Source organism: Pontibacter russatus (assembly GCF_009931655.1).
Lineage (GTDB): Bacteria > Bacteroidota > Bacteroidia > Cytophagales > Hymenobacteraceae > Pontibacter > Pontibacter russatus.
Map to the genome: position 1 here is coordinate 1,959,277 of NZ_CP047984.1, position 24,354 is coordinate 1,983,630.

At 55.4% G+C, this 24,354-nt stretch carries 25 protein-coding genes; 3 read left to right on the forward strand and 22 right to left on the reverse strand.

Features of this window, described 5'->3' with window-relative positions; translation table 11 throughout:
* Nucleotides 1-80 precede the first annotated feature (80 nt).
* On the forward strand, nt 81-641 hold the full coding sequence (locus GSQ62_RS07785; protein WP_161888986.1) for a DUF4864 domain-containing protein: 561 nt from the start codon (nt 81-83) through the stop codon (nt 639-641).
* 99 nt (nt 642-740) lie between these two features.
* Here GSQ62_RS07785 and GSQ62_RS07790 read toward each other — a convergent pair whose 3' ends face one another.
* From GSQ62_RS07790 to GSQ62_RS07820, 7 genes are all read right to left on the reverse strand, one after another.
* Nucleotides 741-1,238 carry a GNAT family N-acetyltransferase gene (locus tag GSQ62_RS07790; protein WP_237587070.1) on the reverse strand — a complete coding sequence of 166 codons (498 nt, stop codon included), beginning with the start codon at nt 1,236-1,238 and terminating at the stop codon, nt 741-743.
* A gap of 123 nt (nt 1,239-1,361) precedes the next feature.
* Nucleotides 1,362-1,808 (reverse strand): CHRD domain-containing protein, encoded by a 447-nt coding sequence (locus GSQ62_RS07795; protein WP_161888987.1) that lies wholly within the window; start codon nt 1,806-1,808, stop codon nt 1,362-1,364.
* A gap of 242 nt (nt 1,809-2,050) precedes the next feature.
* Nucleotides 2,051-3,148 carry an efflux RND transporter periplasmic adaptor subunit gene (locus GSQ62_RS07800; RefSeq protein WP_161888988.1) on the reverse strand — a complete coding sequence of 366 codons (1,098 nt, stop codon included), beginning with the start codon at nt 3,146-3,148 and terminating at the stop codon, nt 2,051-2,053.
* A 24-nt stretch (nt 3,149-3,172) separates the two neighbouring features.
* On the reverse strand, nt 3,173-3,544 hold the full coding sequence (locus GSQ62_RS07805; protein ID WP_161888989.1) for a four helix bundle protein: 372 nt from the start codon (nt 3,542-3,544) through the stop codon (nt 3,173-3,175).
* 35 nt (nt 3,545-3,579) lie between these two features.
* Nucleotides 3,580-4,830, reverse strand: a complete 1,251-nt coding sequence (locus GSQ62_RS07810; RefSeq protein WP_161888990.1) for an ABC transporter permease — start codon at nt 4,828-4,830, stop codon at nt 3,580-3,582.
* 166 nt (nt 4,831-4,996) lie between these two features.
* Nucleotides 4,997-6,241, reverse strand: a complete 1,245-nt coding sequence (locus tag GSQ62_RS07815) for an ABC transporter permease (RefSeq protein WP_161888991.1) — start codon at nt 6,239-6,241, stop codon at nt 4,997-4,999.
* A gap of 52 nt (nt 6,242-6,293) precedes the next feature.
* Nucleotides 6,294-7,019 (reverse strand): ABC transporter ATP-binding protein, encoded by a 726-nt coding sequence (locus GSQ62_RS07820; protein WP_161888992.1) that lies wholly within the window; start codon nt 7,017-7,019, stop codon nt 6,294-6,296.
* Between the two features lie 467 nt (nt 7,020-7,486).
* On the opposite strand from GSQ62_RS07820, the gene GSQ62_RS07825 reads away from it, so the two are divergent.
* A complete protein-coding gene (locus GSQ62_RS07825; RefSeq protein ID WP_161888993.1) occupies nt 7,487-8,059 on the forward strand; it encodes a hypothetical protein in 573 nt (190 codons plus the stop codon).
* A 44-nt stretch (nt 8,060-8,103) separates the two neighbouring features.
* Here GSQ62_RS07825 and GSQ62_RS07830 read toward each other — a convergent pair whose 3' ends face one another.
* From GSQ62_RS07830 to GSQ62_RS07890, 13 genes are all read right to left on the reverse strand, one after another.
* The gene (locus tag GSQ62_RS07830) at nt 8,104-8,892 is read right to left on the reverse strand and encodes a pentapeptide repeat-containing protein (RefSeq protein ID WP_161888994.1); all 789 of its coding nucleotides are present in this window, start codon (nt 8,890-8,892) and stop codon (nt 8,104-8,106) included.
* Nucleotides 8,893-8,992: 100 nt separating this feature from the next.
* Nucleotides 8,993-9,181, reverse strand: a complete 189-nt coding sequence (locus tag GSQ62_RS07835; RefSeq protein ID WP_161888995.1) for a hypothetical protein — start codon at nt 9,179-9,181, stop codon at nt 8,993-8,995.
* A gap of 51 nt (nt 9,182-9,232) precedes the next feature.
* Nucleotides 9,233-9,604, reverse strand: a complete 372-nt coding sequence (locus tag GSQ62_RS07840) for a GntR family transcriptional regulator (RefSeq protein WP_161888996.1) — start codon at nt 9,602-9,604, stop codon at nt 9,233-9,235.
* A gap of 1 nt (nt 9,605) precedes the next feature.
* The gene (locus tag GSQ62_RS07845; RefSeq protein WP_161888997.1) at nt 9,606-10,343 is read right to left on the reverse strand and encodes a hypothetical protein; all 738 of its coding nucleotides are present in this window, start codon (nt 10,341-10,343) and stop codon (nt 9,606-9,608) included.
* A 4-nt stretch (nt 10,344-10,347) separates the two neighbouring features.
* Complete coding sequence (locus tag GSQ62_RS07850) at nt 10,348-10,545, reverse strand: hypothetical protein (RefSeq protein WP_161888998.1); 198 nt, start codon at nt 10,543-10,545, stop codon at nt 10,348-10,350.
* Nucleotides 10,535-11,386, reverse strand: a complete 852-nt coding sequence (locus GSQ62_RS07855) for an ABC transporter ATP-binding protein (RefSeq protein ID WP_161888999.1) — start codon at nt 11,384-11,386, stop codon at nt 10,535-10,537. The genes GSQ62_RS07850 and GSQ62_RS07855 overlap by 11 nt, the downstream gene beginning before the upstream one ends.
* A 382-nt stretch (nt 11,387-11,768) precedes the next feature.
* The gene (gene pgl / locus GSQ62_RS07860; RefSeq protein ID WP_161889000.1) at nt 11,769-12,497 is read right to left on the reverse strand and encodes a 6-phosphogluconolactonase; all 729 of its coding nucleotides are present in this window, start codon (nt 12,495-12,497) and stop codon (nt 11,769-11,771) included.
* Nucleotides 12,498-12,500: 3 nt separating this feature from the next.
* Nucleotides 12,501-14,024: a glucose-6-phosphate dehydrogenase gene (gene zwf, locus GSQ62_RS07865; protein WP_161889001.1), complete on the reverse strand. Its 1,524-nt coding sequence runs from the start codon at nt 14,022-14,024 to the stop codon at nt 12,501-12,503.
* 127 nt (nt 14,025-14,151) lie between these two features.
* A complete protein-coding gene (gene gndA, locus GSQ62_RS07870) occupies nt 14,152-15,600 on the reverse strand; it encodes an NADP-dependent phosphogluconate dehydrogenase (protein ID WP_161889002.1) in 1,449 nt (482 codons plus the stop codon).
* 51 nt (nt 15,601-15,651) lie between these two features.
* Nucleotides 15,652-16,767, reverse strand: a complete 1,116-nt coding sequence (gene tal / locus GSQ62_RS07875; protein WP_161889003.1) for a transaldolase — start codon at nt 16,765-16,767, stop codon at nt 15,652-15,654.
* A gap of 3 nt (nt 16,768-16,770) precedes the next feature.
* Nucleotides 16,771-17,226, reverse strand: coding sequence for an RpiB/LacA/LacB family sugar-phosphate isomerase (locus GSQ62_RS07880; protein WP_161889004.1), 456 nt, complete (start codon nt 17,224-17,226; stop codon nt 16,771-16,773).
* Nucleotides 17,227-17,294: 68 nt separating this feature from the next.
* Complete coding sequence (gene tkt / locus GSQ62_RS07885; RefSeq protein WP_161889005.1) at nt 17,295-19,301, reverse strand: transketolase; 2,007 nt, start codon at nt 19,299-19,301, stop codon at nt 17,295-17,297.
* Between the two features lie 149 nt (nt 19,302-19,450).
* Complete coding sequence (locus GSQ62_RS07890) at nt 19,451-20,182, reverse strand: ROK family protein (protein WP_161889006.1); 732 nt, start codon at nt 20,180-20,182, stop codon at nt 19,451-19,453.
* Between the two features lie 402 nt (nt 20,183-20,584).
* Between GSQ62_RS07890 and GSQ62_RS07895 the strand changes: the two genes are divergently transcribed.
* Nucleotides 20,585-22,408, forward strand: a complete 1,824-nt coding sequence (locus tag GSQ62_RS07895; protein WP_161889007.1) for a glycoside hydrolase family 15 protein — start codon at nt 20,585-20,587, stop codon at nt 22,406-22,408.
* Between the two features lie 123 nt (nt 22,409-22,531).
* Here the strand turns inward: GSQ62_RS07895 and lpdA are convergent, their stop codons facing one another.
* Together lpdA and GSQ62_RS07905 are read right to left on the reverse strand one after the other, a co-directional pair.
* Nucleotides 22,532-23,935 carry a dihydrolipoyl dehydrogenase gene (lpdA, locus tag GSQ62_RS07900; RefSeq protein ID WP_161891362.1) on the reverse strand — a complete coding sequence of 468 codons (1,404 nt, stop codon included), beginning with the start codon at nt 23,933-23,935 and terminating at the stop codon, nt 22,532-22,534.
* A 31-nt stretch (nt 23,936-23,966) separates the two neighbouring features.
* On the reverse strand, nt 23,967-24,323 hold the full coding sequence (locus tag GSQ62_RS07905; protein WP_161889008.1) for a four helix bundle protein: 357 nt from the start codon (nt 24,321-24,323) through the stop codon (nt 23,967-23,969).
* Nucleotides 24,324-24,354: the final 31 nt, after the last annotated feature.

Consider the following 24,354-nt stretch of genomic DNA (forward strand, 5'->3'; position numbering starts at 1 on the left):
CCCGCCCTCTTACAGGTTTCCTACACTTCAAAGTGGCACTTCTTCACAACCCTGTCTGCCTAAATAAAGTACACATTTATATGAAGGGCAAAGATAAAGTGTTCGACTATATCATGTTTGTGTTGGGCTTGCTCCTGCTGATACTATTCTGGGTGCAGTTCCCGGCCATGCCCACTCTCGAGGACAGGCAATACGCCACCTACGCAATGCCCGACGCCATCGCCAGCTCGTCCTCCAAATGGACATATATAAAACCGGACAAGGCACTTTCGCCGCAGCAGGTCGTGAACATACAGTTGCAGGCCCTGCAGCAAAACGATCGCAGCGACAGCGGGATAATCACGGTGTTCAATTTCTCGTCGCCCCGCAACAGGCTGCACATCGGCCCGATCAACCACCTCCGGGTGCTGGTGCGCGACCCCGCCTACCAACCCATGCTAAACTTCAAAAGTTATAAAAAAGGCCAGCTTGTTGAATCTGACGGCACGGCCTACCAACTGGTAGTGATTGAAGGGCGCGACGGACAAAAGGAGGTCTATATGTTCATCCTCGCGAAGCAGCGCAGGGGCGCCTACAAGGGCTGCTGGATGACGGAAGGCATCGCCCGCATGGACCAGGAACTGCTGACAAGCCTTACCTAAGCAACGGCTATATATAAAACTGCATCCCAAAGCCTCCGAATGGTGCAACACCGCAAAGGAGCAATGGCAGCAGCGGAAAGCTTCGTTCCTGCCAATGATTTATTCCGCTTCTTTCTCCAAATCCAGTTCCATCTTTATGTCGGCGCGCTGGTAGATGCTGGGCTGCATGGGCACTTCCACAAAACCGAGGCGGGTATAGAGGCTGAGCGCCGTGGTGAGCCTTCGGTTGGAGAGCAGGAATAGCTTGCGGGCACCCAGCTTTCTGGCTCTCTCGACAATCCGCTCGCCCAGCAACCTGCCAATCCGGAGGCCCTGGGCCCGGGGCGTCACGGCCATCTTAGACATTTCATATATGCCCTCCTCCTCTTTCAGCAGAGCGCAGGCCCCCACAGGCTCCCCGTGGAACAGCGCGATGAGTATATGGCCCCCTTTGTTGATGATGTAGTTCTGCGGATCGCCGAGCGATTGCTCGTCGGCCTCCTCCATCACGAAGTACTTGGATATCCACTCGTGGTTCAGGTCGTAGAAAGCCTTGGCGTAGAAAGGGTTGTAATCCACAATCTGAATGGACGAGGGCATGGTATAGTGCTGTGGCATATGGGATATATGTTTCGTCAGTAACCGCAAAGGTATATATACGTGGTCTCTTCTGCCACAAAAAACAGCGGCCCCGCAGGCATTCACTCGCCTGCGGGGCCGCTGTTCGCTTTATCTTTTTATCTAATGAATAAGATTTCCCCGCAGTTCGCCACCTGGGTGGGTGCTGCTGTGGATGTTGAAATACCATAGCCCGTTCAGCAACTGCTTCTCTTCCTCCTTGGTTAGCGCCCGGGTAGAGCCGGTCAGGGAGCCGGTGGAACTGCTTGTGAAGCCTTTTACATGGATGATGACGCCTGCGTTCTGCTGCGGTGTGGCAGGACCATGGAAGTGCATGCCCAAGGTCTGATCATCGGAATTTCCCAGTGTCCAGGCGAGGTCATAGGTAATGATGCGGGTCTTGCTGTTGTAATACACGTTTATCAGCCCGAACCCATCCGACTGCACCATCGGCACCTCGTTCGCGCCCTTTAGCTGCACGCCCTCAAAGTTCACGTCGTTGTTCAGGAGATCATCTAAATTGATGTCGTCCTCGTCGCAGGCGGTCATAAAAGTGCCTAACAGTAGCATCAGGGCCAAAATTAGTCTGTGTCTGAGTAAATTTCGCTTTGTCTCCATAGTTTTCCTTTTTAAGTGTTTAATTTTAAGCTGCTTATACTTACTAACACCTATATGAATTCGTTAGAAAAAGTACCATATTTTCCGTGAATCATATAAAAGTGAGCATCAACAGACAGCGGGTGGTGGTGCAGGCTTATATGGCTTGCATAAAAAAAGCGGGCATCGCCCGCTTTCCTTTTTAACCTAAATGCCTATATATGCGCGATGCCCACATCCGGCACTTTCACCTTCTCCTCACGGCTCAGGCCCGATAACACTTCGATGTTGATGCCGTCTGAGAGGCCGGTCTTGATCATGCGCTTCTCAAATTTCTGCGGGGCCACCTCCACTTCCACAAAAGGTGCCTCCTTGTCGAACTGCAGCATGCTCTCCTTGATGGCGATGACCTTCTCGCGCTTGTCCAGCACAATGTCGGCGTTGGCGCTGTAGCCCGCCCGGATAAAGTCTTTCTCGTCCAGCTGTACCTGCGCCCGAATCGGGAATTTGATGGAGCCTTCCTCGTCCACGCCTTTCGGCGCTATATACTCCAGTTTGGCATCAAACACACGGCCTTCGATGGCGCCGATCGTCAGCACCAGGTCCATGTTCTCCTTCAGCTTGCCTACCTCCGATTCGTCGATCTCGCCTTCAAACACCAGGCTGCGCATATCGGCCACCGTGGCGATGGTGGTGCCCTCGTTGAAGTTGTTGCGCTCGATGATGGAGGTCCCCACCTTTACGGGCACATCCAGCAGCATGCCGTCGATGGTGGAGTATACCAGGTTGGAAGACTGCTGGCCGCTTTTGCGGGAGGAGCCCTCGCGCACCAGTTGCAGGTTGTTTTCCGCGGCCTGCATAGCCTCCTGCTTCAGGGCGAAGTCTGCCTTGTATTTGCGGTATTCCTGCTCCGGTATCACCTTGCGTGCATAGAGTTGGTCGTAGCGGGCCAGTTCGCGCTTCGCCTCCTCAAAGTTGAGCTTGGCCGTCTGCAGGCTGGTTTCGGCGTTGTTCACGCTCACCATGTTCGGCACAATCCGGATTTTCGCCAGCAGTTGCCCCTTCTTCACCACCTGCCCGGCCTCCACGTGCAGCTCCTCCACAATACCCGACACCTGCGACTTCACCTGCACCTCCTTGCGCGGCACAATAGAGCCGGTGGCCACCGTCTTTTTCACAATGTCTGTCTCAAACGGGGCCTCCGTTTTATATACCACGGGGTCGGTGTTCGCCTTCTTGTAAAAATAGTAGCCCAGCCAGCCAGACAAGCCCAAGAACACCAAGACGAAAACCCCAAGCAATACCTTTTTCATAATTCATTTATCAATTAACAATTATCATTTATCAGTTCGGATCCCCCTTACTTTTCGGATGCTGGCGAAAAGCATTCTGCCCAATTCATCGGCGTCTGCATATAGGCTCCTATCTTGTTTTTCGTCGTTAAAATTTGTGTCTTTCAGCAAGTCTAACCAGTACTTTGTTTCCAGGCATCCTTTATAGGCGATGGACAACTTTGCTGAAAATTCCGCATCAGAAATAGCTCCATTTGCCTCGGCCACGTTTGCGCCGATGGATGTTCCGCTTCGCAGCAACTGTTTTGCAAGCACAAACTCTCTTTTTTCCTGCCCCAGATACTGGTGCGCTTTCACCACTCTTGTGGCGGAAGCATAAGCTTTCGCATATAGCACATTCTCTTTTCCATTTATCATGAACGGTACTTGTTAAATGATCAATGATAAATGAATTACTCGTCGCGGAGCGCCACCACGGGGTTTACGCGGGCGGCTTTGGTGGCCGGAATCAGCCCAGCCAGGGCACCGGTGAAAACCAGCAGGACGGTGGCCGTGACGGCGATGCCCAGATTTACCTCCGGAATGCCGAAGAAGCCCGCCTGCACATCGAATTTACGCATGAAGTACTCTATCAAAGCGATAATGCCGGTGCCTGTGAGCAGCCCCATATAGCCTGCGAAACCCGTGATGACGATGGATTCCTGGATGATGAGGCTGATGATGGACCAGGGCGTGGCCCCCAGCGCTTTGCGCACCCCGATTTCCTTCGTCCGCTCCTTCACCACAATCAGCATGATGTTGCCCACCCCGATGATGCCTGCCAGGATAGTGCCGATGCTCACGAGCCAGCTGAACCCGGCAATGCCCGCGAACAACCCCTGCACCTCCTGAAACTCTTCTTCCACGTTCGCGGAACCAAAGGCTTTCAAATCTTCGGGGGCTACCTGATGGCGCTGCATCAGCAGGGCCTTCACCTTGTCTTCTATCACGGCGGCTGGCACACCGGGCTTCGGGATGAGGGCCATAAAGCCAACCTTGTTCACCTCGTTATATGTCTGCTGCAGCGTAGTGTGCGGTATATAAATCACCTTGGCGTCCTCCATCACATCCTCGCCTTTGCCCAGCGGCTCAAAGGTGCCCACCACCTGAAAGTAGCTGCCCTTGATGCTGATGTACTTGCCAATCGGCTTTTTTTCTCCCGGAAATAGCACCTCCAGCACCCGCGGCCCCACCACGGCCACTTTACGTTTCTCCTGTATGTCAATGCCGTTCACGAAGCGGCCGGTGGTTACCTTCAGCGGCTTCACCGAAAGCAGTTCAGGCGTCTCGCCATTCACGGTAAAGGCAGAGCTCTTGTCTTTGTAGTTCACCGTAAAGTCGCCCTGCAGCTGGTTGCTGGGTGCCACCACGCCTACCTCGGGAATATTGGCCTTGATGGCGGCCACGTCGTCATTCGTCATCTGGATGAAACGCCCGGCATTCAGGCCCATATAGGGTACGCTGGTACGCTGCGTCCAGACAAAGACCGCGTTCTTGGCAATGTTGAATTCGCTCGTGATGCCGTTCTCCAGCCCTTTGCCCGCGCCCAGCAACACCACCAGCATAAAAATGCCCCAGAACACACCGAAAGCCGTCAGCGCCGTGCGCAGCCTGTGCTTCTTCACGGTGTTATATATCTCGGTCCATTTATCGATGTCGATCATAGCTGTTGTAATTGTGAATGAGCGAATGAGTGATTGAGTGAATGTTAATTTTTAAATTATCGGATTCTAAATACCTGAGCATGCTTGGAGGCAAGAGCACAACCTGCCACAGTGGCTTTCCCTATATATTCACACATTCACTCAATGACTCATTCAAAATTTGAGCTTACTCCGCCCGCAGGGCTTCGATGGGCTTGATGTTGGCGGCTTTGAGCGCAGGCATGAGTCCGGCGATAGCGCCGGACAGCACCAGGATCACCGTGGCAGAGAGCGCTACGCTCAGGTCTACCTCAGGCGTGCCAAAAAACGCTAGCTCCGCCCCCGACGACACCAGCAGATACTCCAGCAGCGCCAGCACCCCGGTGCCTGCCAGCAGGCCCATATAGCCCGACAAGGCCGTAATCACCACCGACTCCTGCAGAATCAGGCTCACAATCGAAACAGGGGTTGCCCCCAGCGCCTTCCGGACTCCAATCTCGCGGGTGCGCTCCTTCACAATAATCAGCATGATGTTGCTGACCCCTACAATGCCCGCTATCAGGGTGCCGATGCCCACCACCCAGACGAAGATGCGGATGCCGCTGAACAGACCCATCACTTTCAGGTACTCCGCCTCAGTGTTCTCCACGCCCAGTGCCATATCGTCGCTCTCCGAGAATTTGTGCCGCTGTGCCAGCAGTGTGCGCAGCCGGTCTTCCATATCCTTTGCCGCAACGCCCTCCTGGGCGGTAAGGGCCATCATCTGCACGAGATTGGGCTGGTTAAAAGCGCCCTGCAAAGTAGAGAAAGGGATATAGGCACGTTCCTCGCGGCGTCCGCTGTTGTTGCCGCGCGCCTTAAAAGTGCCCACCACTTTGAAATGAATGCCCCGGATGTTCACATACTCTCCTATCGGGTCCTGTTCCTTAAAGAGCACCGTCGCCACCTGCTCTCCCAGCACCACCACCTTGCGTTTTTCTTTTTCATCGTAGTGGTTCAGCAGGCGCCCGCGGTAAGGCCGCTCCCCGTTCAGATCCAGGAAATCCGGCTCGGTCCCGAACACCTGGTACGACCCGTTCTGGTCTTTGTAGTTGATAGTGTACTCGCCCCACACGCGGTTGCGGGGCGCCAAGATATTCAGATCAGCCACCTCGCGCTCTATGGCGCGGAGGTCCTCGTTTGTGAGCTTTATCTCGCGGCCCGGCTTCATGCCTTTGTGCGCCACCGCGGTTTTGCCGCTCCAGACGTAGATGCTGTTTTTGGCGCCGTCGCCGAAGCGGTTATATACCCCGTTCTCCAGCCCCTTGCCCGCGCCCAGCAACAGCACCAGCATGAAGATGCCCCAGAACACACCAAAGGCCGTCAGGAACGTGCGCAGCTTGTTTTTCTGCATCGTTGCCCCTATTTCCTGCCATTTATCAAGGTCGAACATGGGTTTGATTGTTAAATTGTTGGATTGCTGATTGTTGGTTGGCTATTAGCGGCTAATGGCCAGTCGCGACGGCAGCACTGTTTGATTCAACTGCCTCCGTGTGCAGGCCGCGGTCATCGTTCACAATCAGGCCGTCTTTGAGGCGGATGATGCGGTGCGTCTGGTCAGCTATATCGTTCTCGTGCGTCACAATCACCACGGTCATGCCTTTGCGGTTCACGTCTTTGAAAATGTCCATCACTTCGTAGGAGGTCTGGGTGTCGAGGGCGCCGGTCGGTTCGTCGGCCAGGATGAGTTTGGGCTGCGAGATAAGCGCCCGCGCGATGGCCACCCGCTGCTTCTGCCCGCCCGAAAGTTCGTTCGGTGAGTGCTCCGCCCAGTCTTTCAGGCCCACCATGTCGAGGTACTCCAGCGCCAGTTTGTTGCGCTGCTTGCGGCCCACCTGCTGGTAATAAAGCGGCAGGGCCACGTTCTCCATCGCATTTTTGAACGAGAGCAGGTTGAACGACTGAAACACGAAGCCCAGAAACTTGTTGCGGTAGTAAGCCGCCTTGGTGGCCGACAGGTTTTTGATGCGGGTGCCCGCGAGCGTGTATTCGCCCATATCGTAGTCGTCGAGGATGCCCAGAATGTTGAGCAGCGTGGACTTGCCGGAGCCCGAGGAGCCCATGATGGACACGAACTCGCCCTCACGCACGTGCATGTCAATCCCCTTCAGCACATGCAGCTTGTTTTGCCCCACGGCATAATACTTCTGGATGTTGGTGAGTTGTATCATAGGCGGCTTGGTGGCGATAGTCCTCTATTTAACGGTAGTTTGTTATACAAGGTACCACACTTTTATATTATTTGCTGATGCTATTATATATAACTCCTGAATATATCGACCTACAGCGATGCTAACTCGACAAACCCGCCGTTTCTGATGATACTTTTTTTTGCGACAGCCTCGCCAATTCTATATGCAACAGTGAAAGCTCATTTAGGGAAACAGAGGATTTGTAGAGGGTAGATGCCAAATGCACAGGAAGGGTTGCCTAAGCTATATATAATTTTGAGTCGGGGCTACCCAGGATAGCCACAACCTGTTGCGGAGAAAGGGCCGCCAAATGAAAACTCCTTCAATTCGCACAGAAGTTTACAACAGGTTTATGTGTTTGAGTGGCACAACACAACCCTTAATTTACTTATATTGAACCAATTACAATACAAGACCAAGCAAAATAAATCTCCGTCTCTGCCAACATGTTCTCCGCGCAACTCCCTGCCCCTGTTCTGTTTCACCCGCTCAAGCACCATCTCGGCTATATAAAAGATTTTATAGCGCAAAGCCCTTCAACTTCCGAAGCCGAACTTAAAGCAGCGTTACAGACCATCGGCAGTTCGCAGCTGGATTTATACAGGGGTCCGCTGCCGCAAGGGCAAATTGCGCAGGAGGTGTTGCAGTATTTGGCCGAACGCCACCTGCAGCATCCGGTGCTTTACCAGGAATTTCTGCTTGCCACCGGCACGTCTTACCGCCTCCTCACGCTCTCCGACAAATCAGACTGGGTGCTGCGCTGGGGTGTGGTGGAGGCGCGGCATGTACACCTGCACCCCGCCCGACACTCCAGGCACACCCTGCGCGTGAAAGCGAACGTGCTGAAAACAGCCATAGCCGCAGCCATTGCCGCAAAACGGCGTGGCGAAAACCCCTATATGTATGCGCAATATATAAATGAGGTGCGTGCCGCGTGGGTGGCGCTGCCGCCTGTGAAAGATGCCGGCTCAAGCGAAAGCCTCCGTCATATGCTCGCGCTGCTGGCTGCGGATATATAAAAGGCGCCACGGTGGGGTAGCGCCTTTTATATATAGCCTGTAACTTACCTGTCCCTGCTTTGCAAGGCAGTCAGCGAAACAGATTTATCGTTCAGTTTGGTGTACTTGAAGTCGTCGCCACCCCGGAAGTCGGCTCCCCTGATGTTGAAGGTGTCTGCTATTTTGGCGTACTTGAAGTTGGCCGTGCCGTCGAATACCGCTCTCTGGAAGTTTACGCCCTCCTGAAACTTGGTGTACTTGAAGTTTGCCTCTTCCTCAAAAGTGGCCCCGGCAAAGCTGACATCCTCCGGAAAATCGACATACTTGAAGTTGGCCTCCTCCTCAAAGCGCACGTTGCTGAAGTTCACGTCCTTTGCAAACTTGCTGTACTTAAACAGCGCCTCCTCCGAGAAACGGCTGCCGACAAAGGATGCTTTTCCATCAAAACCTGAGTACTTGAAAGCGCTCTCCTGCTCAAACCTGCAGTTCTCGAACAGCACGTCCCGCTCAAAGTTGGTGTTATATACCTCGTTGGCGTTGCCGTTAAAAACTCCAGAACCCTCGGTATCGGGGTTGTAGTAGGCCAGCACATCGCCTTTGAAGGTGCAGTTAACAAAGGCGACCGGAGCCGTCACGGTGCTGACGTACTCTTTGGAGTCGCTGTTTCCCTGCTTCCGCTTCATGTTCTGCAGCCTCGTCATATCCAGGTTTCCCGTTATCTCGGCATTCCTGTAGGAGACGGCCTCGCCGCGGTTCAGCTTTTCAATAATTTCTGAGGCAGTTACCCTTTTCTGTGCCCACGACAGCAGCGGCAACAGCAGTAAAACGAAAACGATTTGTGCTTTTCTCATCATAGTTTTGGTTAAAGGTTCTGATTCCTGCGAAGGTGTTCAGCCAATAGATGAGGTGGCGGGAACAAAGGTTGCCTGCCGCTCCGCAAATTTTTGATAAGCTCTACTGCCGCTCTCCTGCCTCCGCTGCGGGCGGCGCCGGAGCCTCCGGCACTGCAGGAGGCGCTACCTGCTCCTGGCTTGCTCTTTCCTGGTCTTTTCTATCCTGCTCAGACACTTTCGCCATGCCCAGCATCACGGTTACGAACAGCAGCACGGTCAGAAGCAGGCCCAGCAATAGTTTATTACTCATGTTCATGTTTTCTTGCTTTAAAAGGATGGACATTTATATATTCCCCTGTACTTACTGCACATTCAGCTCCGGCTTCTCTTTGATGTATGCTTTCAGGTCGTCGAGCTTGATGCCCAGCAACTGCATGGTTTTGAAGAACACCGGCAGGTCCTCTTCCAGGAACTGCTCCCGCTTGATGGCGATGGTTCTCTCAAAGCCGTCGTCGGCCAGGAAATAACCAATGCCCCGCTTGTTATAGATGATGCCTTTGTCCTGCAGGTAGTTGAACGTGCGCATGGTGGTATTTGGGTTCACCTCAAACTCCACGGCCATGTCGCGGATGGAGGGGATTTTGTCGCCGCTGTCCCATTTCTTCTTCAGGATGTTCTCGAAGAAGCGGTTCGCGATCTGTAGATATATGGCTTGATTCTCTTTGAACTCCATCTTACACCTGCCTTTCTTTAAGTTTGAAATACGAAACCAACAACAGAAACGGCGCCAGCACCCACCAGAACAGTAGCGGGATAATGTTAGCAAATATATACTCTGCCGTTTCCCTGAACTCCTCGCTCGGGCCACCCCCATAGTTACTGTGCCCAAACAGCAGGTAGCCAAGGCCGGCACTATAAGCCCCAATCAACATCGCCACCACAATCAGGGCCAGCAGCGTCTTCAGGCAGTTGTTGCCCCGGAAGGTGGTCGCTCCCAGGAAGAACACCGCCTGCGTGACCATATATACTCCCACACAGTTGAAGAAAACTTCATCAAACAGGGAAGGCAAAGCCTCCACGTTGCCAGCTATCAGTGAGCTGAAAAAGGAGAGCAGCAACATCATCAGCCCGGCCACCAGCACATAGAGCGGCGAAGTGATGAGCCAGGCGGCCAGCAGCTTTTCGGTGGCCGACACGGGCAGCGTCAGGAACATATAGCTTTTCTGCGGGGCGTGCATCTCGTCAAACACTTTGCTGGTGAAGATATAGCCGCCCAGCATAAACACCACAAGGTACAGGTTGCGCAGTTTCAGGACGGTGTCGGCATCACTGTCAATCGAAGCAAACAGCGCAGAGGTGATCAGCAGCAGGCCCAGAATAGCCGCGATGGCAATCCACATGGTGCTGAAGTTCAGGTAAAGCTGCCTCCTCAAAAAGAAGCCCAGCCGGTTCAGGTTCAGTTCAGTGTTCATCGTTTTATTTTGTAGGAATGGTTAGGATAACGGAATCGTTGACAATGCCCTGCAGCACCAGCTCCAGGGGGTAGGTATAATCTACATGCCCTGTTTCTACCAGCAGGGCGCAGCTGACGGCTATGACCGCTATCAGCGGGGAGCCTGCCTTCAGGCACAGGTGCATTAGCTGTTGGCGCAGCTTTTTCAGGTTAGTATTCATATTTGTAGTTGGCAAAATGTGCGTTTATCCCGGCAGCGTTCTTCACGACGCCATTGAACAGCAGTTCCAGGTCCACGCGCGCGTCGTGGCCAGGTATGTTTTTCACGATGCCCGCCTTCCGGCCCTGCATCTCCTCGGCGTACAGCACCTCGTCTGCGGGCACACCGGCCAGGTTGTACTCGAAGGCCAGCTTTTCTGATATCTCGGCCATGTTGCGGTTAAAGATGATGTCGCCGTGCTCCAGCACCACCACGTTGTCGATCAGGTTTTCGAGGTCGCGCACCTGGTGCGTGGAGATGATGATGGTTTTTTCCTCATCCAGGGAGGCCGCCATTATTTTCCGGAACTGGCTTTTGGAAGGAATGTCCAATCCGTTGGTCGGCTCGTCCAGGATCAGCAGGCGCGCGTTTGTGGCCAGGCCGAAGGCAATCAGGAACTTCTTTTTCTGCCCGTAAGACAGCGTGGAGAGCTTTGCCGCTTCGTCCAGCTCAAACTCGGCCAGGTACGCCTGCAGTTGGTTGTAGCTGAATTTGGAGTAGAACACGCCATTGGTTTTCACATAGCCGTTCAGGCTGACGGGCGGCAGGTTAAACTCCTCCGGTATCAAATATATATCCTCCAGCATGGCGGGCTGGCGCGCCGGGGCATCGTAGCCGAGCACGGTACACTCGCCGCTGTCCGGGAAAAGCAGGCCTGAGATGAGCTTCAGCAACGACGACTTGCCCGCGCCGTTTTTCCCCAGCAGGCCATATATAAAGCCCGGCTCCAGGGTCAGGTTCAGGTTCTCGAAGAGGGGTTTCTTCTTCTTGTACCTGAAGTGAATGTTCTTTAACGCTATCATAGTTTTACCTGGTTAGTGTATTAGTTACATAGTACACTACAAAGGTAAAAATGGTTTTGGTATTTCCAACAACCCGTTGAAATAATTTTTGAATGGTTTCTAAAATAAGCAGGTGCTTGTAAGAAATAGTAGTTGAGAGGATATAGGAGCAACAATAGCCGTTCTGAAGACCTCCCAGCCTGCGCACCTGCCCCGAAGCATTTCGGGGGCTCCTGCGCGTGTCTGGGATATATAGCTTCGGCTTTTGACACAAAAGCAGACCTCGCAGCGTGCGCAGCTCCTGCGAGCGTCTGGGGGAGGGAAAGGCTGTTGATCCGTGGCATTAGACGCTCGCGGGACCTTCGGACACCGCGAGGTCTATCGCTGCGAGATATTCGTTACTTTACTTGTTGCGGAGTAAGGCAGCTGCGGCCTCGTCAAGAAACCAGTGAACGTCTCCCTGCTGCGGCTGCACCAGTTGGGCCGGATACTTGGTGATGTTACGCTCCCCTTCCAGCACCTGCTGCACGGCATTGGCTTTGCCCGCGCCATATACCAGGAATGCAACGTCCTTCGCCTGGTTGATGAGTGGCGCGGTCAGGGAGATGCGGTACACCTGCTTGCTCTCCAGGAAAACGGCCTTCACGCTGGCCGCCTGCTCCTGCAAAACGGGCGTGCCCGGGAACAGGGAAGCCGTGTGGGCATCGTCTCCCAGGCCGAGCAGTATCAAATCGAACCGTGCCGGATTTCCGTTGAAGTGTCCGTTTAGGCGTTTCTCATATGTCTCCGCCGCCTGCTCAGGGGGCAACATTGTATCGACCTTGAAAATCTGCGCTTCGGGTATATGGAGCGGGGCGAACATCGCTTCCCTCGCCATCCGTGCATTATTCTCCGGGTCGTCGGCCGGAACATAGCGCTCGTCGCCGAAGAAAAAGTACACTTTGTCCCAGGCTACCTGCTGCCTGAACTCCTCCGAGGCAAGCAGTTCATATAGTTTTTTCGGAGAGTTGCCGCCTGACAGCGCCACGTTAAATTGCCCATGGTTTTCGATGGCCTCTCTTGCTGATTTCACAAAAAAAGCAGCCAGACCGGACAGCAGTTCGGACGTATCTTTATATATGTGCACCATCATATATTATCCTTTTCTGTTTACCGGGAGCGTGAACCAGTGGAAGCCATCCCGCGCAATCAGGCCTTCGGCTACCTCCGGCCCCCACGAATCAGACGAGTAGTTCGGGAAGTTCAGGCTCTTTTTGGCTTGCCAGGCGTGCAGGATCGGCATCACCAGTTCCCAGGCTGCTTCTACCTGGTCGGCACGCATAAACAGGGTTTGGTCTCCGACCAACGTATCCAGCAGCAGGGTTTCGTAGGCTTCGGGCGCCTCGTCGGAGTAGGTTCCCTTGTAGTCGAACACCATGTCCACGGTGTTCAGGGTCATCTCCAGCCCCGGGCGCTTGGCCTGTAGCTGCAGCCGGATGCTCATCTCCGGCTGTATGCTGATGATGAGCCGATTCTGCTGCCAGGTTTCTGTTGCCTCCGGCGGAAAAATAGAATGGGGCACGTCCTTGAACTGAATGGCAATGGTGGAGGCCTTCTGGTGCAAACGTTTGCCGGTCCGGACATAGAACGGGACGCCCTGCCAGCGCCAGTTGTCAATAAAGAAGTTGATGGCCACGAAGGTCTCTGTGTTGGACTCGGGGTCCACGCCGTCTTCCTCGCGGTAGCCGGGCACCTCCTTTCCCTCCATCCACCCCGGCCCGTATTGGCCCCGCACGGCATTCATGCGCACATCCTCGGCCGAAAAGCGCCGCATGGCATGGAGCACGTCCACCTTCCGGTTGCGGACCTCGTCGGCCGCGAAACTTGTCGGCGCCTCCATGGCAATCAGGCAAAGCAGTTGCAGCAGGTGGTTTTGCACCATGTCGCGGAGCGCCCCAGCCTCCTCGTAGTAGCCGCCCCGGTCACCTACCCCCAGTTGTTCCGTCACCGAAATCTGCACATGATCGATGAAGTTGCGGTTCCAGAGCGGCTCGAACAGCAGGTTGGCAAACCGGAAGGCCATGATGTTCTGCACGGTTTCCTTTCCGAGGTAGTGGTCGATGCGGTATATCTGTTTTTCCTCAAACAGCTCTCCCAGCAACACATTCAGATCCCTGGCGGATTCCAGGTCGCGGCCGAAAGGCTTTTCCACCACGATGCGGGCGTTGTCCGCGTTTTCGGCCAATTGGTGCTGCGCGATGTTCTTGGCAATGACCGGGAAGAAATTGGGCGCCACGGCCAGGTAGAAAATCACCAGCGCCTCCTGCTCCCATTCTGCCTGCAGTTGCCCGATGCGCTGGCCCAACTCCACATAGGTGCTTTCCTGCAACAGGTCCGCAACCTGGTAATGGATATGCCCACAGAACTGGTCCCACTGCTTCTTCTCAACTTTCCCTCTGCGCGAAAAGGTGTTCACTCCCTCCAGCAGGCTTTTACTGAACTCCCCGTCGGTGAGTCTGGTGCGGCCGGTACCGATTAAAGCAAAATCAGCGGGAAGCGAGTTCTCCAGAAACAGGTTATATATGGCCGGGGCAAGTTTGCGCTTGTTCAGGTCGCCGGTGCCGCCAAAGATGACAAAAATGGCTGGCTGCGTCTGTCTTGCGGATATGGTGGTATGCATAGGTATACGTGCGAAAGAAGCTAAAAAGATATGTCCGGTGTGCAGGCCCGGCTATATATGGCACCGTACACCGAAAAAAAGGGGAATGCCAAGCTATATAGGATATGCTGGCACCTTGCCCCTGTTTTTAATCCAAGGCATCAGGAAGCCAGGCCGAGTGAACAAAGATGCCTTCCCTGCCAATCACTTCGTAGGTGTGGGCGCCGAAGAAATCGCGCTGCGCCTGAATGAGGTTGGAAGGCATGGAGCCGTTCCGGAAGTTGTCGAAGTAGCTGAGCGTGGCCGCAAAGGCAGGCGTGGCGACACCCGACAATGCGGCAGCGGCCACCACTTCGCGCATGCCGGGCGCTGTTTCCTGCACCAGCCCTTTTATATAGGGGTCGAGCAGCAGGTGCGGCAGCTCCTTGTTCTGCTGGTAGGCAGTGTATATATCCTCCAGAAAGGCTGCCCGGATGATGCAGCCGCCCCGCCATATCTTCGCTATCTGGTCCAGTTGGAGCTGATAGCCGTAGGCAGCGGACGCCTTGGCCAGCAGATGCATGCCCTGCGCATAGGTGGTGATCATGCTGAAGTAGAAGGCCTGCTCCAGGTACTGCAGCGTTTTATCCCGTCTTTCGGTTGCAAACCGGTTGGGCTGCTCCACGGTATATAGCGCATCGGCTTTCACCCGCAGCTCCTTGTACTTCGATAAGTCGCGCATCGCCACGGCCACGTCAATGGTCGGCACGGGCAGCTCCAGATCCATGGCCACCTGCGAGGTCCATTTGCCGGTTCCCTTGGATCGGGCCACATCATATATATCATCTATCAGGAAACTTTCGGTGCCCGGTTCTTTGAAGGCGAAGATGTCACGCGTAATCTCCAGCAGGTAAGACTGCAGGCGGCCTTCGTTCCATTGGGCGAACAACCGGTGAATGGACGCATTATCCATCTGAAGCCCTTTCCGCAGGATTTCGTAGGTTTCGGCTATCAGCTGCATCAGGCCATACTCAATGCCGTTGTGTACCATTTTCACGAAGTGCCCCGCGGCCCCAGGCCCTATATAGGTAACGCAGGGTTCGTTGTTTACCCTGGCCGCAACCGCTTCCAGGATAGGCCTCACAATTTCATACGCCTCTATGTCGCCGCCCGGCATCATGCTGGGGCCTCTGCGCGCGCCTTCCTCGCCCCCGGAAATGCCCATCCCAAAGAAGTGAAACCCCTTGGCCTCTAAGGCCGTGTCGCGCCTGGTCGTGTCGGTGAAGTGCGAGTTTCCGCCGTCTATCAGAATGTCGCCCTGGTCGAGCAGCGGCAGGACTTCCTCAACCACACTGTCCACAATCGGCCCCGCCGGAACCAGCATCATGATCGCCCTCGGCTTTTTCAGGCTGTTTACAAAATCGGGCAGGCTGGCGAAGCCCTCCACCTGATAGGGTGCTCCCTCCTGCTTCAGCGCGTCTACTTTCAGGGTGTCCTTGTCGTAGCCCGCCACCGCGAAGCCACTGTCTGCGATGTTGAGCAATAAGCTGCGGCCCATGGTGCCCAGGCCAATCATTCCGAAAACGTTGCCTGTGTTGCTGTTCTGATCGGGGTTCATTGTGTGTTGCTTTGCGTGATGAGTTATATATTCCTGTGGTTTCTGCAGCTCTCAGGACTTGCCCGAAGCCATCACTTTCTCCTTTTGCTGGCCTATCGCCTCAAGCAGCTTGTCGTACGGCTTGTTAAACTTCTCAATCCCCTCGTCTTCCAGCCGCTGCGTGATGTCGTCCAGGCTGATGCCGGCCTCCTCGAGCTGCGCCAGCGTGCGGGTGGCTTTGTCCAGGTCGTCTTCCAGGGTGTTTGCCGCGTGCCCGTGGTCCTTGAACGCCGCCAGGGTATCCAGCGGAATGGTGTTCACGGTGTCGGGCCCTATCAGCGCCTCCACGTATTTGGTGTCTGCAAAATCGGGGTTCTTGCTGCTGGTGCTGGCCCAGAGCAGGCGTTGCGGCCTGGCTCCTTTTGCCTCCAGCTTTTTGAAGCGCTCGCTGCTGAATATCCTTTTATATAGCTCGTAGGCTTTTTTAGCGGAGGCAATCGCCACCTGGCCATACAGCTGGTTCAGCCCTTTTTCCTTCAGCAGGGGGTCGACGATCACATCAATGCGGCTCAGGAAGAAACTCGCCACCGAGGCTATATGATCTATCCGCTGGTTCTGCTTCAGGCGGTCTTCCAGGCCGGAGATATAGGCGTCTGCCACTTCTTCGTAGCGATTGAGGCTGAAGAGCAGGGTGATGTTAATGTTGATGCCTTCGCTGATGCAGGTGCGGATGGCGGGCAGGCCCTCCGCCGTGCCGGGTATTTTGATCATCACGTTCTCGCGGTCCACCGCCTTCCACAGCTCCCGCGCCTGCCGGATGGTTCCTTCCGTGTCGCGGGCCAGGTGCGGCGACACCTCCAGGCTGATATAGCCGTCGGCTCCTCTCTCTTCTTCCTCATATACCGGCTTAAACAGATCGGCCGCCCGCTTGATGTCGCGCACGGCCAGGCGGTAAAACACGTCTTCGTTGCTTAGGTTCTCCCGGCTCAGTTCTTTTATGTCGGCATCATAGTCGGAGCTGCTGCTGATGGCCTTCTCGAAGATGGCCGGATTGGAGGTAACGCCCCGCACGCCATCCTCGTCCATCAGCCGCTGCAGCTCACCGGTATCCATTATCCGGCGGTCAATAAAGTCCAGCCAGATGCTTTGGCCGAAGTCATGGATGCGTTTTACATGATTTTTTTCCATGGTCTACCTTAGTTCTTTATTTTCGAGCTGTTGTACTTTCTGCAACCTTCTCAGGTGCCGTTCGGCGCCCGTAAACTTTGCCTCCAAAAAAGCGACGATCAATTCCTGGGCGGCATTGACGCCCGTGACGCGCCCGCCGAGGCAAAGGAGGTTCATTTCATCGTCTTCCACGCCCTGGTGCGCCGAAAAGTGCTCGTGGATCAGGGCTGCCCGCACCCCCGGCACTTTGTTCGCCGCTATGGCGGCCCCCACGCCGCTTCCGCAGATGGCGATTCCCCGCTCCACGTGCCCGGCAGCCACCGCCCTGGCCAACGGCACCACAAAGTCAGGATAATCATCTGCATTATCCAGTCTGGTGGCGCCAAAATCTGTCAGTTTATACCCTACCCCGGTTAAAAAGGGGCGGATGACCTCTTTCAGGTCATATCCGCCATGGTCTGCCGCTATCCCTATTTTCATTTTTCAATGGCTTGATTCGTTGTGTTAATATATAGCCCAAATATGGCCGGTGGCTTCTTGCTGCATCGTCAGGACAGCAGCGCTTTGGCCTGTTTCACCACGTTCTCTACCGTAAACCCGAATTCCTCGAACAGATCCTCCGCCGGCGCCGATTCGCCGAAGGTGGTCATGCCGATGATGCGGCCCTCGTCGGTGACGTATTTGTGCCAGCCCAGCACGGAGCCCGCCTCCACCGCCAGCCTTTTCCGCAGGCCTTTTGGGAATATCTTTTCCTTGTACGCCGCGTCCTGCCTCTCGAAAAGCTCCCAGGAGGGCATGCTGATCACGCGCGCGGCAATGCCTTCCTGCCGCAGCTTTTCCTGCGCCTGCAGCACCAACGTTACCTCAGAGCCGGTGGCTATCAGCAGCACCTGCGGCTCGGCGGCATCAGAAAGGATATAGGCGCCCCGCTCCAGTTCCGTTGCCTTGGCATACTTTTCCTGGTCCAGCACGGGCAGCCCCTGCCGGGTGAGCACTAGGGCAACAGGCCCATCGGCGTGCTCCAGCGCCACACGCCAGGCTTGTACGGTTTCATTGGCGTCGGCCGGGCGCAGCACAATCAGGTTCGGGATAGACCGCAGGGAAATAAGTTGCTCCACGGGCTGGTGCGTGGTGCCGTCTTCCCCCAGCCCGATGCTGTCGTGGGTGTATATAAATATCGGTTTTATTTTCATGATGGCCGCCAGCCGGATCGGGGGCCGCATATACTCCGAAAAAATAAGGAAGGTGGCCCCGAACGGAATCAACCCTTTGGTGACGGCCATGCCGTTCAGCACGGCGCCCATGGCATGCTCCCGGATGCCAAAGTGGAAGTTGCGCCCGCCCGGGTTCTCCGCCGAAAAGGAGTCGACGCCTTTCAGGTCGGTGCCGGTGGACGGGGAAAGGTCTGCGGAACCACCCAGCAGGTTGGGCAGTTTCCCGGCAATGGCATTCAGCATTTTGGCAGAGGCTTTGCGCGTGGCGATGTCGCCTTCTTCGGGTCTGAAAACCGGCAGATCGGCTTTCCAGCCTTCCGGCAGCTTTCCGCTCCGCAGCAGCTCATACTCTGCCGCCATATCCGGGTATTTTGCTTTGTAGGCCTGGTACAGCTCGTTCCACTTTTGCTCTTTGGCTTTCCCCGCCGCCCCTTTCTCCCGGTAATAGCGCAGCACTTCATCCGGCACCTCAAACGACTTGTTGGGGTCGAACCCGAGGTTTTCCTTCACCAGCTTTACTTCCTCCGCCCCCAGCGGCGACCCGTGCGCCTCAGCCGAGTCTGACTTGTTCGGACTCCCGAAGCCGATGTGCGTGCGCACTTTTATCAGCGACGGGCGCTGTGTTTCTTCCCGGGCTGTGCGGATGGCTTGTGCCAGCGCCTCCAGATCGTTGCCATCCTCCACCACCTGCACGTGCCACTTGTAGGCCTCAAAGCGTTTGGCCACATCCTCGTCAAAGGCCAGGTCCGTGCTTCCTTCGATGGATATATGGTTGTCGTCGTACAGGTAGATGAGGTTGCCCAGCTGCAGGTGCCCCGCCATGGAGGCCGCCTCGGCCGTCACACCCTCCATCATATCCCCGTCGCTGCAGATGGCATATACCTTATAGTCAAAGAGGGGGAAATCCGGTTTGTTGTAGCGGGCAGCCAGGTGCCGCTGGGCGATGGCGAACCCGACGCCGTTGGCGAAGCCCTGCCCCAGCGGGCCGGTGGTTATCTCGATGCCTTCCGTGAGGCCGTACTCCGGGTGCCCGGGCGTTTTGCTGTGCAGCTGCCGGAAGTTCTTGAGGTCGTCCAGCGAAAGGTTGTAGCCGGTGAGGTACAGGTAGCAGTACTGCAGCAGGCACCCGTGGCCGGCAGACAGGATGAACCTGTCGCGGTTGGCCCAGTCAGGGTTTGCCGGGTTGTAGTGCATGGCATCCGTCCAGAGCACATGGGCCATGGGCGCTGCCCCCATCGGCATGCCGGGGTGGCCGGAGTTGGCCTTCTGTACCGCATCTGCCGCTAATACCCGTACTGTGTTGATGGCTTCTCGTTCCAGCGATTGATTTTCTACACCCATGATTCTGTGTGGCTTATATACCGGCGCAAGCCAAGTCCCGCGCCCCTCAGTATTCGTACGCGGTGGTGTTCAGAATGATTTGTGCCTGCGTCAAATACTGAGGGCGCGCCTGAATTATAGGCACTTGCCCCACATGCGTGGCGCTGCCTTCACTTCTCCGTCCCCACAAACTCGTCCTGCCACAGCATGGCGCCACCCTTTATACCGTCCCGGTTAGAGATGATGCTGACATTCTCGTTCAGGGGGAAGCTGAGTTTGCTGGCATTGCCCCCGCTTATATATAAATAGTCGTAGTTGAAGACAGTGATCAGGATCTGCAGCACTTTCTGCATCCGGGTGTTCCACTTCTCCACCCCGACCTTTTCCAGCGCCGCGTCGCCTATATACTGGTCGTAGTCTTTGTGCTTGGTGACGGGGTGGTGGGCCAACTCGAGGTGGGGCAGCAGGAAGCCGTTGTGCAGCAGCGCCGTGCCGAAGCCGGTGCCCAGGGTGATGACAATCTCGAAGCCCCTGCCCTGCACCACGCCCAGGCCCTGCAGGTCAGCGTCGTTCACCACCCGCACCGGCCTTTGCAGCAGGTTCGTCAGCTCCTGGCGCAGGTCTGTTCCCCTCCACTCCCCGGTGCCCAGGTTGGGCGCGGTCATCACAACGCCCTCTTTCACATAGCCCGGAAACCCGACCGACACCCGATCGTAAGGCGGGAATTCCCTGACAAGTGTGGCAATAGCCTTCAGTACATTTTCTGGTGAGGACGGCGAAGGGGTCTCTATTTTGGTGTAGCTTGTCTGAAGCTCCCCTGCCTGGTTCAGAACGGTGGCTTTGATGCTTGAGCCTCCGATGTCGATGGTTAAGATGTGTAGTTCGTCCGTGATTTCTTTCATAAAACCGTGTACGGGAAGCAGAGGGCAGATGGATATACAGTTGTGGCGGCGCGACACTTTCTGCGCAGCAACGCCCCCGCTCAGGCAGAGGCTGCCGATCTTATATATAGCCGCCTCAGAAAAAAACGCAAAATGTTATGGGGCCCCGCTAGCCGGAAAACAGCCGGTGTGTGAGGGGAAGCACGGAGAAGGCGTGCCAACGATTGGCTGAAGGGGGCTTATGCGGCGGAACACTTCCAGTGGTTTAGCAGTACCCCTATATAGCCTCCGCAAAAAGCTGCGGGCACGACACGCGCCGACCTTCCAACTATATAGATATAGGGCTGTCCCTGATTTTTACTTCAAATCCGGAAAGCTATATATAAATCGGGGAGGAGCGGCCGGACCTATATACATGCGAATATGAAAGAATACCAACCAATTGAAGATTACGGTGTGATAGGCGACCTGAACTCGGTGGCCCTGGTGAGCATACGCGGCTCCATTGACTTCATGTGCTTCCCGGACTTTGATTCCCCCTCCATATTTGCCGCGCTGCTGGACAATGAAAAGGGGGGATATTTTAACATACATCCTTTGCTGGAGGACATCAACCACAAACAACTTTACCTGCCGGAAACCAACGTGCTGCTCACCCGCTTCCTCTCCGAGGAAGGCGTGGCCGAAATCACGGACTTTATGCCGGAGGAGGAACAGTACGGCGGGAAAGAAATCATCCGGCGGGTGGCCTGCATCAAGGGGAAGATGCGCTTCAAAATGGAGTGCTGCCCCCGCTTCAATTACGCCCGCTCCCCCCACACCGTCACGCAAATCAGCGAGAACGAGCTTATCTTCAGCGGGCAGGGCGAGGCGCAGCTGGTGATCCGCCTCCGGAGCAGCGTGCCCCTGCAGCACCGGCAGGGCGATGCCTACGCCGAGTTTACCTTAGAGACAGGCGGTATGGCCGATTTCCTGCTGGAGCAGGTAGGCGATGCCGCCCCCGCCCCCGAAGACCTGCGGGGCTTTGTAGAGCAAAGCCTTTTTGACACCATCCACTTCTGGAAAAACTGGGCCAACAAATGCAACTACCGGGGCCGTTGGATGGAGACGGTACACCGCTCGGCGTTGGTGCTCAAACTGATGACCTCCTACCGATATGGCTCCATCGTGGCAGCACCCACTTTCGGACTGCCTGAGGACATGGGCGGAATGCGCAACTGGGACTACCGCTACACCTGGATCCGGGATGCCTCCTTCACCGTGTATGCGTTCATCAACCTGGGGTACAGAAAAGAAGCCTCCGCCTTTATGAGATGGGTGGAGAAGCAGTGTGACGACATTGGCGAAGCGGGCCGCCTGCGCCTGATGTACACCGTAGACGGCCGCAAGGATCTGAAGGAGATAGAGCTCAACCATCTGGAGGGCTACAAAGGCTCGCGTCCCGTGCGCATTGGCAACGGCGCCTACGACCAGATACAGCTGGACATATATGGCGAGCTGCTGGACTCCGTGTATCTCTACGACAAGCACGTGGAGCCCATCTCCTACAGCTTTTGGCTGAACCTCTCGCGCCAGGTGGAGTGGGTGTGCGACAACTGGCACCTGGAGGACGAGGGGATATGGGAGGTGCGCGGCGGGAAAAGGCAGTTCCTTTACTCCAGGCTGATGTGCTGGGTGGCCATCGACAGGGGCATGCGCATTGCCCACAACCACTCGTACCCCCTTCCACCCCACTGGCGGGAAGCACGCGACCAAATCTTCCATACCATTCACAACGACTTCTGGGACGAGGAACTGCAGGCCTTCGTGCAGTACAAAGGCGCCAAAACCGTGGACGCCGCCACCCTGCTCATGCCGATCATCCGCTTCATCAGCCCCACCGACCCGCAGTGGCTCTCCACCCTCCGCCGCATCGAGGAAGAGCTGGTGTCTGACTCGATGGTGTACCGCTACCGGCCGAATGAGGAGGTGGAAGGGCTGACAGGGGGCGAAGGCACTTTCTCGATGTGTACCTTCTGGTACGTGGAGTGCCTGGCGCGGGCCGGGCAACTCGACAAGGCCACGCTCTTTTTCGAAAAGATGCTGGGCTTTGCCAATCACGTGGGGCTATATGCCGAGCAACTGGGAGTAAAGGGCGAGCACCTGGGCAATTTCCCGCAGGCTTTCACGCACCTGGGCCTCATCAGCGCCGCGCTCAGCCTGAACAAGGAACTGAACAAATGGGGCGATAAAGATAATATTCTGTGAATGCCATCGCATCCCATATATGGCAAAGGCCTATATGCCAACGGCAGGTAAATGAAATAACCAGCGCGCCCCCTCAATTGAGGGGGCGCGCTGGTTATATATGGATGAAAGAGTACGCAGCTTTTATATGTGGATGGCGCGGTTCTCCGTCGCGGCCAGGCAAGCCTCTTTCATGGCTTCGGCGTAGGTGGGGTGCGCGTGGCTCATGCGGGCCACATCCTCGGCGGAGGCGCGGAACTCCATCGCTGTTACCGCTTCGGCTATTAAGTCGGCAATGCGCGGGCCGATCATATGCACCCCAATGATCTCGTCCGTCTCTTTGTCTGCCAGTACCTTCACGAAACCGTCGGTGTCCATCGAGGCTTTGGCACGGCCGGAGGCTTTGAACGGGAACGAACCAACCTTATAGGCGCGGCCCTGCTCCTTCAGTTGCTCCTCGGTATAGCCTACGCCTGCCACTTCGGGCCAGGTATAGACCACCCCCGGAATCAGGTTGTAGTTGATGTGCGGCTTCTGCCCCACGATCTGCTCGGCCACCAGCACGCCCTCTTCCTCGGCTTTGTGCGCCAGCATGGCCCCGCGCACCACGTCGCCGATGGCATATATACCGGGCACGTTTGTTTCGAGGTGGTCATTTACGGCAATCATGCCGCGCTCGCCCATCTGCACCCCGGCGTTCTCCAGGCCAAGCCCCTCGGTATAGGGTTTGCGGCCAACAGATACCAGCACGTAGTCGCCCTCAAATGTCACTGTCTCGCCTTTCGGGTTCTCTGCGGTTACAGTCATCGTTTCGCCAGCATTGGTGGCGCCGGTCACTTTGTGGTTGAAGAAGAACTCAAAGCCCAGCGTCTTTTTCAAAATGCGCTGCAGCTCCTTGCCCAGTGCGCGGTCCATGGTCGGGATGATGGAATCGAGGTACTCCACCACCTGCACCTTGGCACCGAGGCGGGCATATACCGACCCCAATTCCAGGCCAATCACGCCGCCGCCGATGATGATCAGGTTCTTGGGCACCTCCGTCAGCGTCAGCGCCTCTGTAGATGTGATGATGCGCTTTTTGTCGATGGGCAGGAACGGCAGGGACGATGGCTTGGAGCCGGTCGCGATGATGGCCTTGTCTGTTTCGATTTGCTGTTCTTTTCCCTCGGCATCGGTAATTCTGATGGTGTTCCTGTTCACGAAAGAGCCAAGGCCGTAGTACGTGTCGATCTTGTTCTTCTTCATCAGGAAGGCAATGCCATCGTTGTTCGACTTCACCACCTCGCCTCTGCGCTTGATCATCTGCTGGAGGTTCACCTGCAGGTTGTCCAGCTCGATGCCATGCTCCTTGAACGTATGGGCCGCATTGTGGAAATGCTCCGAGGAGTCGAGCAGCGCTTTGGAAGGGATACAGCCCACGTTCAGGCAGGTGCCTCCCAGTACATTGTATTTCTCTATAATCGCGGTTTTCAAGCCCAGTTGGGCGCAGCGTATCGCCGCCACATAGCCCCCGGGACCCGAACCGATAACGGTTACGTCGTATTTCACTTCGTTCAAGTTAAGAGTTAAAAGTTATGAGTTAAGAGTTGTTCTTTTTTGAAATAAGAATGATGCTACTTAACATCTTTTGCAACTCAATACAGTCTTTGTGAATACTTTCAAAGGCTGCTGTTTCAATTAAATTAACTGCTTGTAGCAGTCTTAACCAATAGCTTGTTTCCCGTGCTTCTTTCAGAGCAATTTGTAGCTTATGAATGAAATCTGGTTTGGATTGCGCCGCTATAGCTTCTTCGGTATTAGCTCCCATAGATGTTCCGCTTCTTACCAGTTGCTTTGCAAGTATAAACTCCTGCCTTTGGTCTTTTAGGTATAAATAAAGCTTGGTAATCCGGATGGCGAACTGAAATGGTTTTTGAGCTACAATGCTATCAGCCATACCTTTATAGTTAAAAGATTAGAGTTAAGAG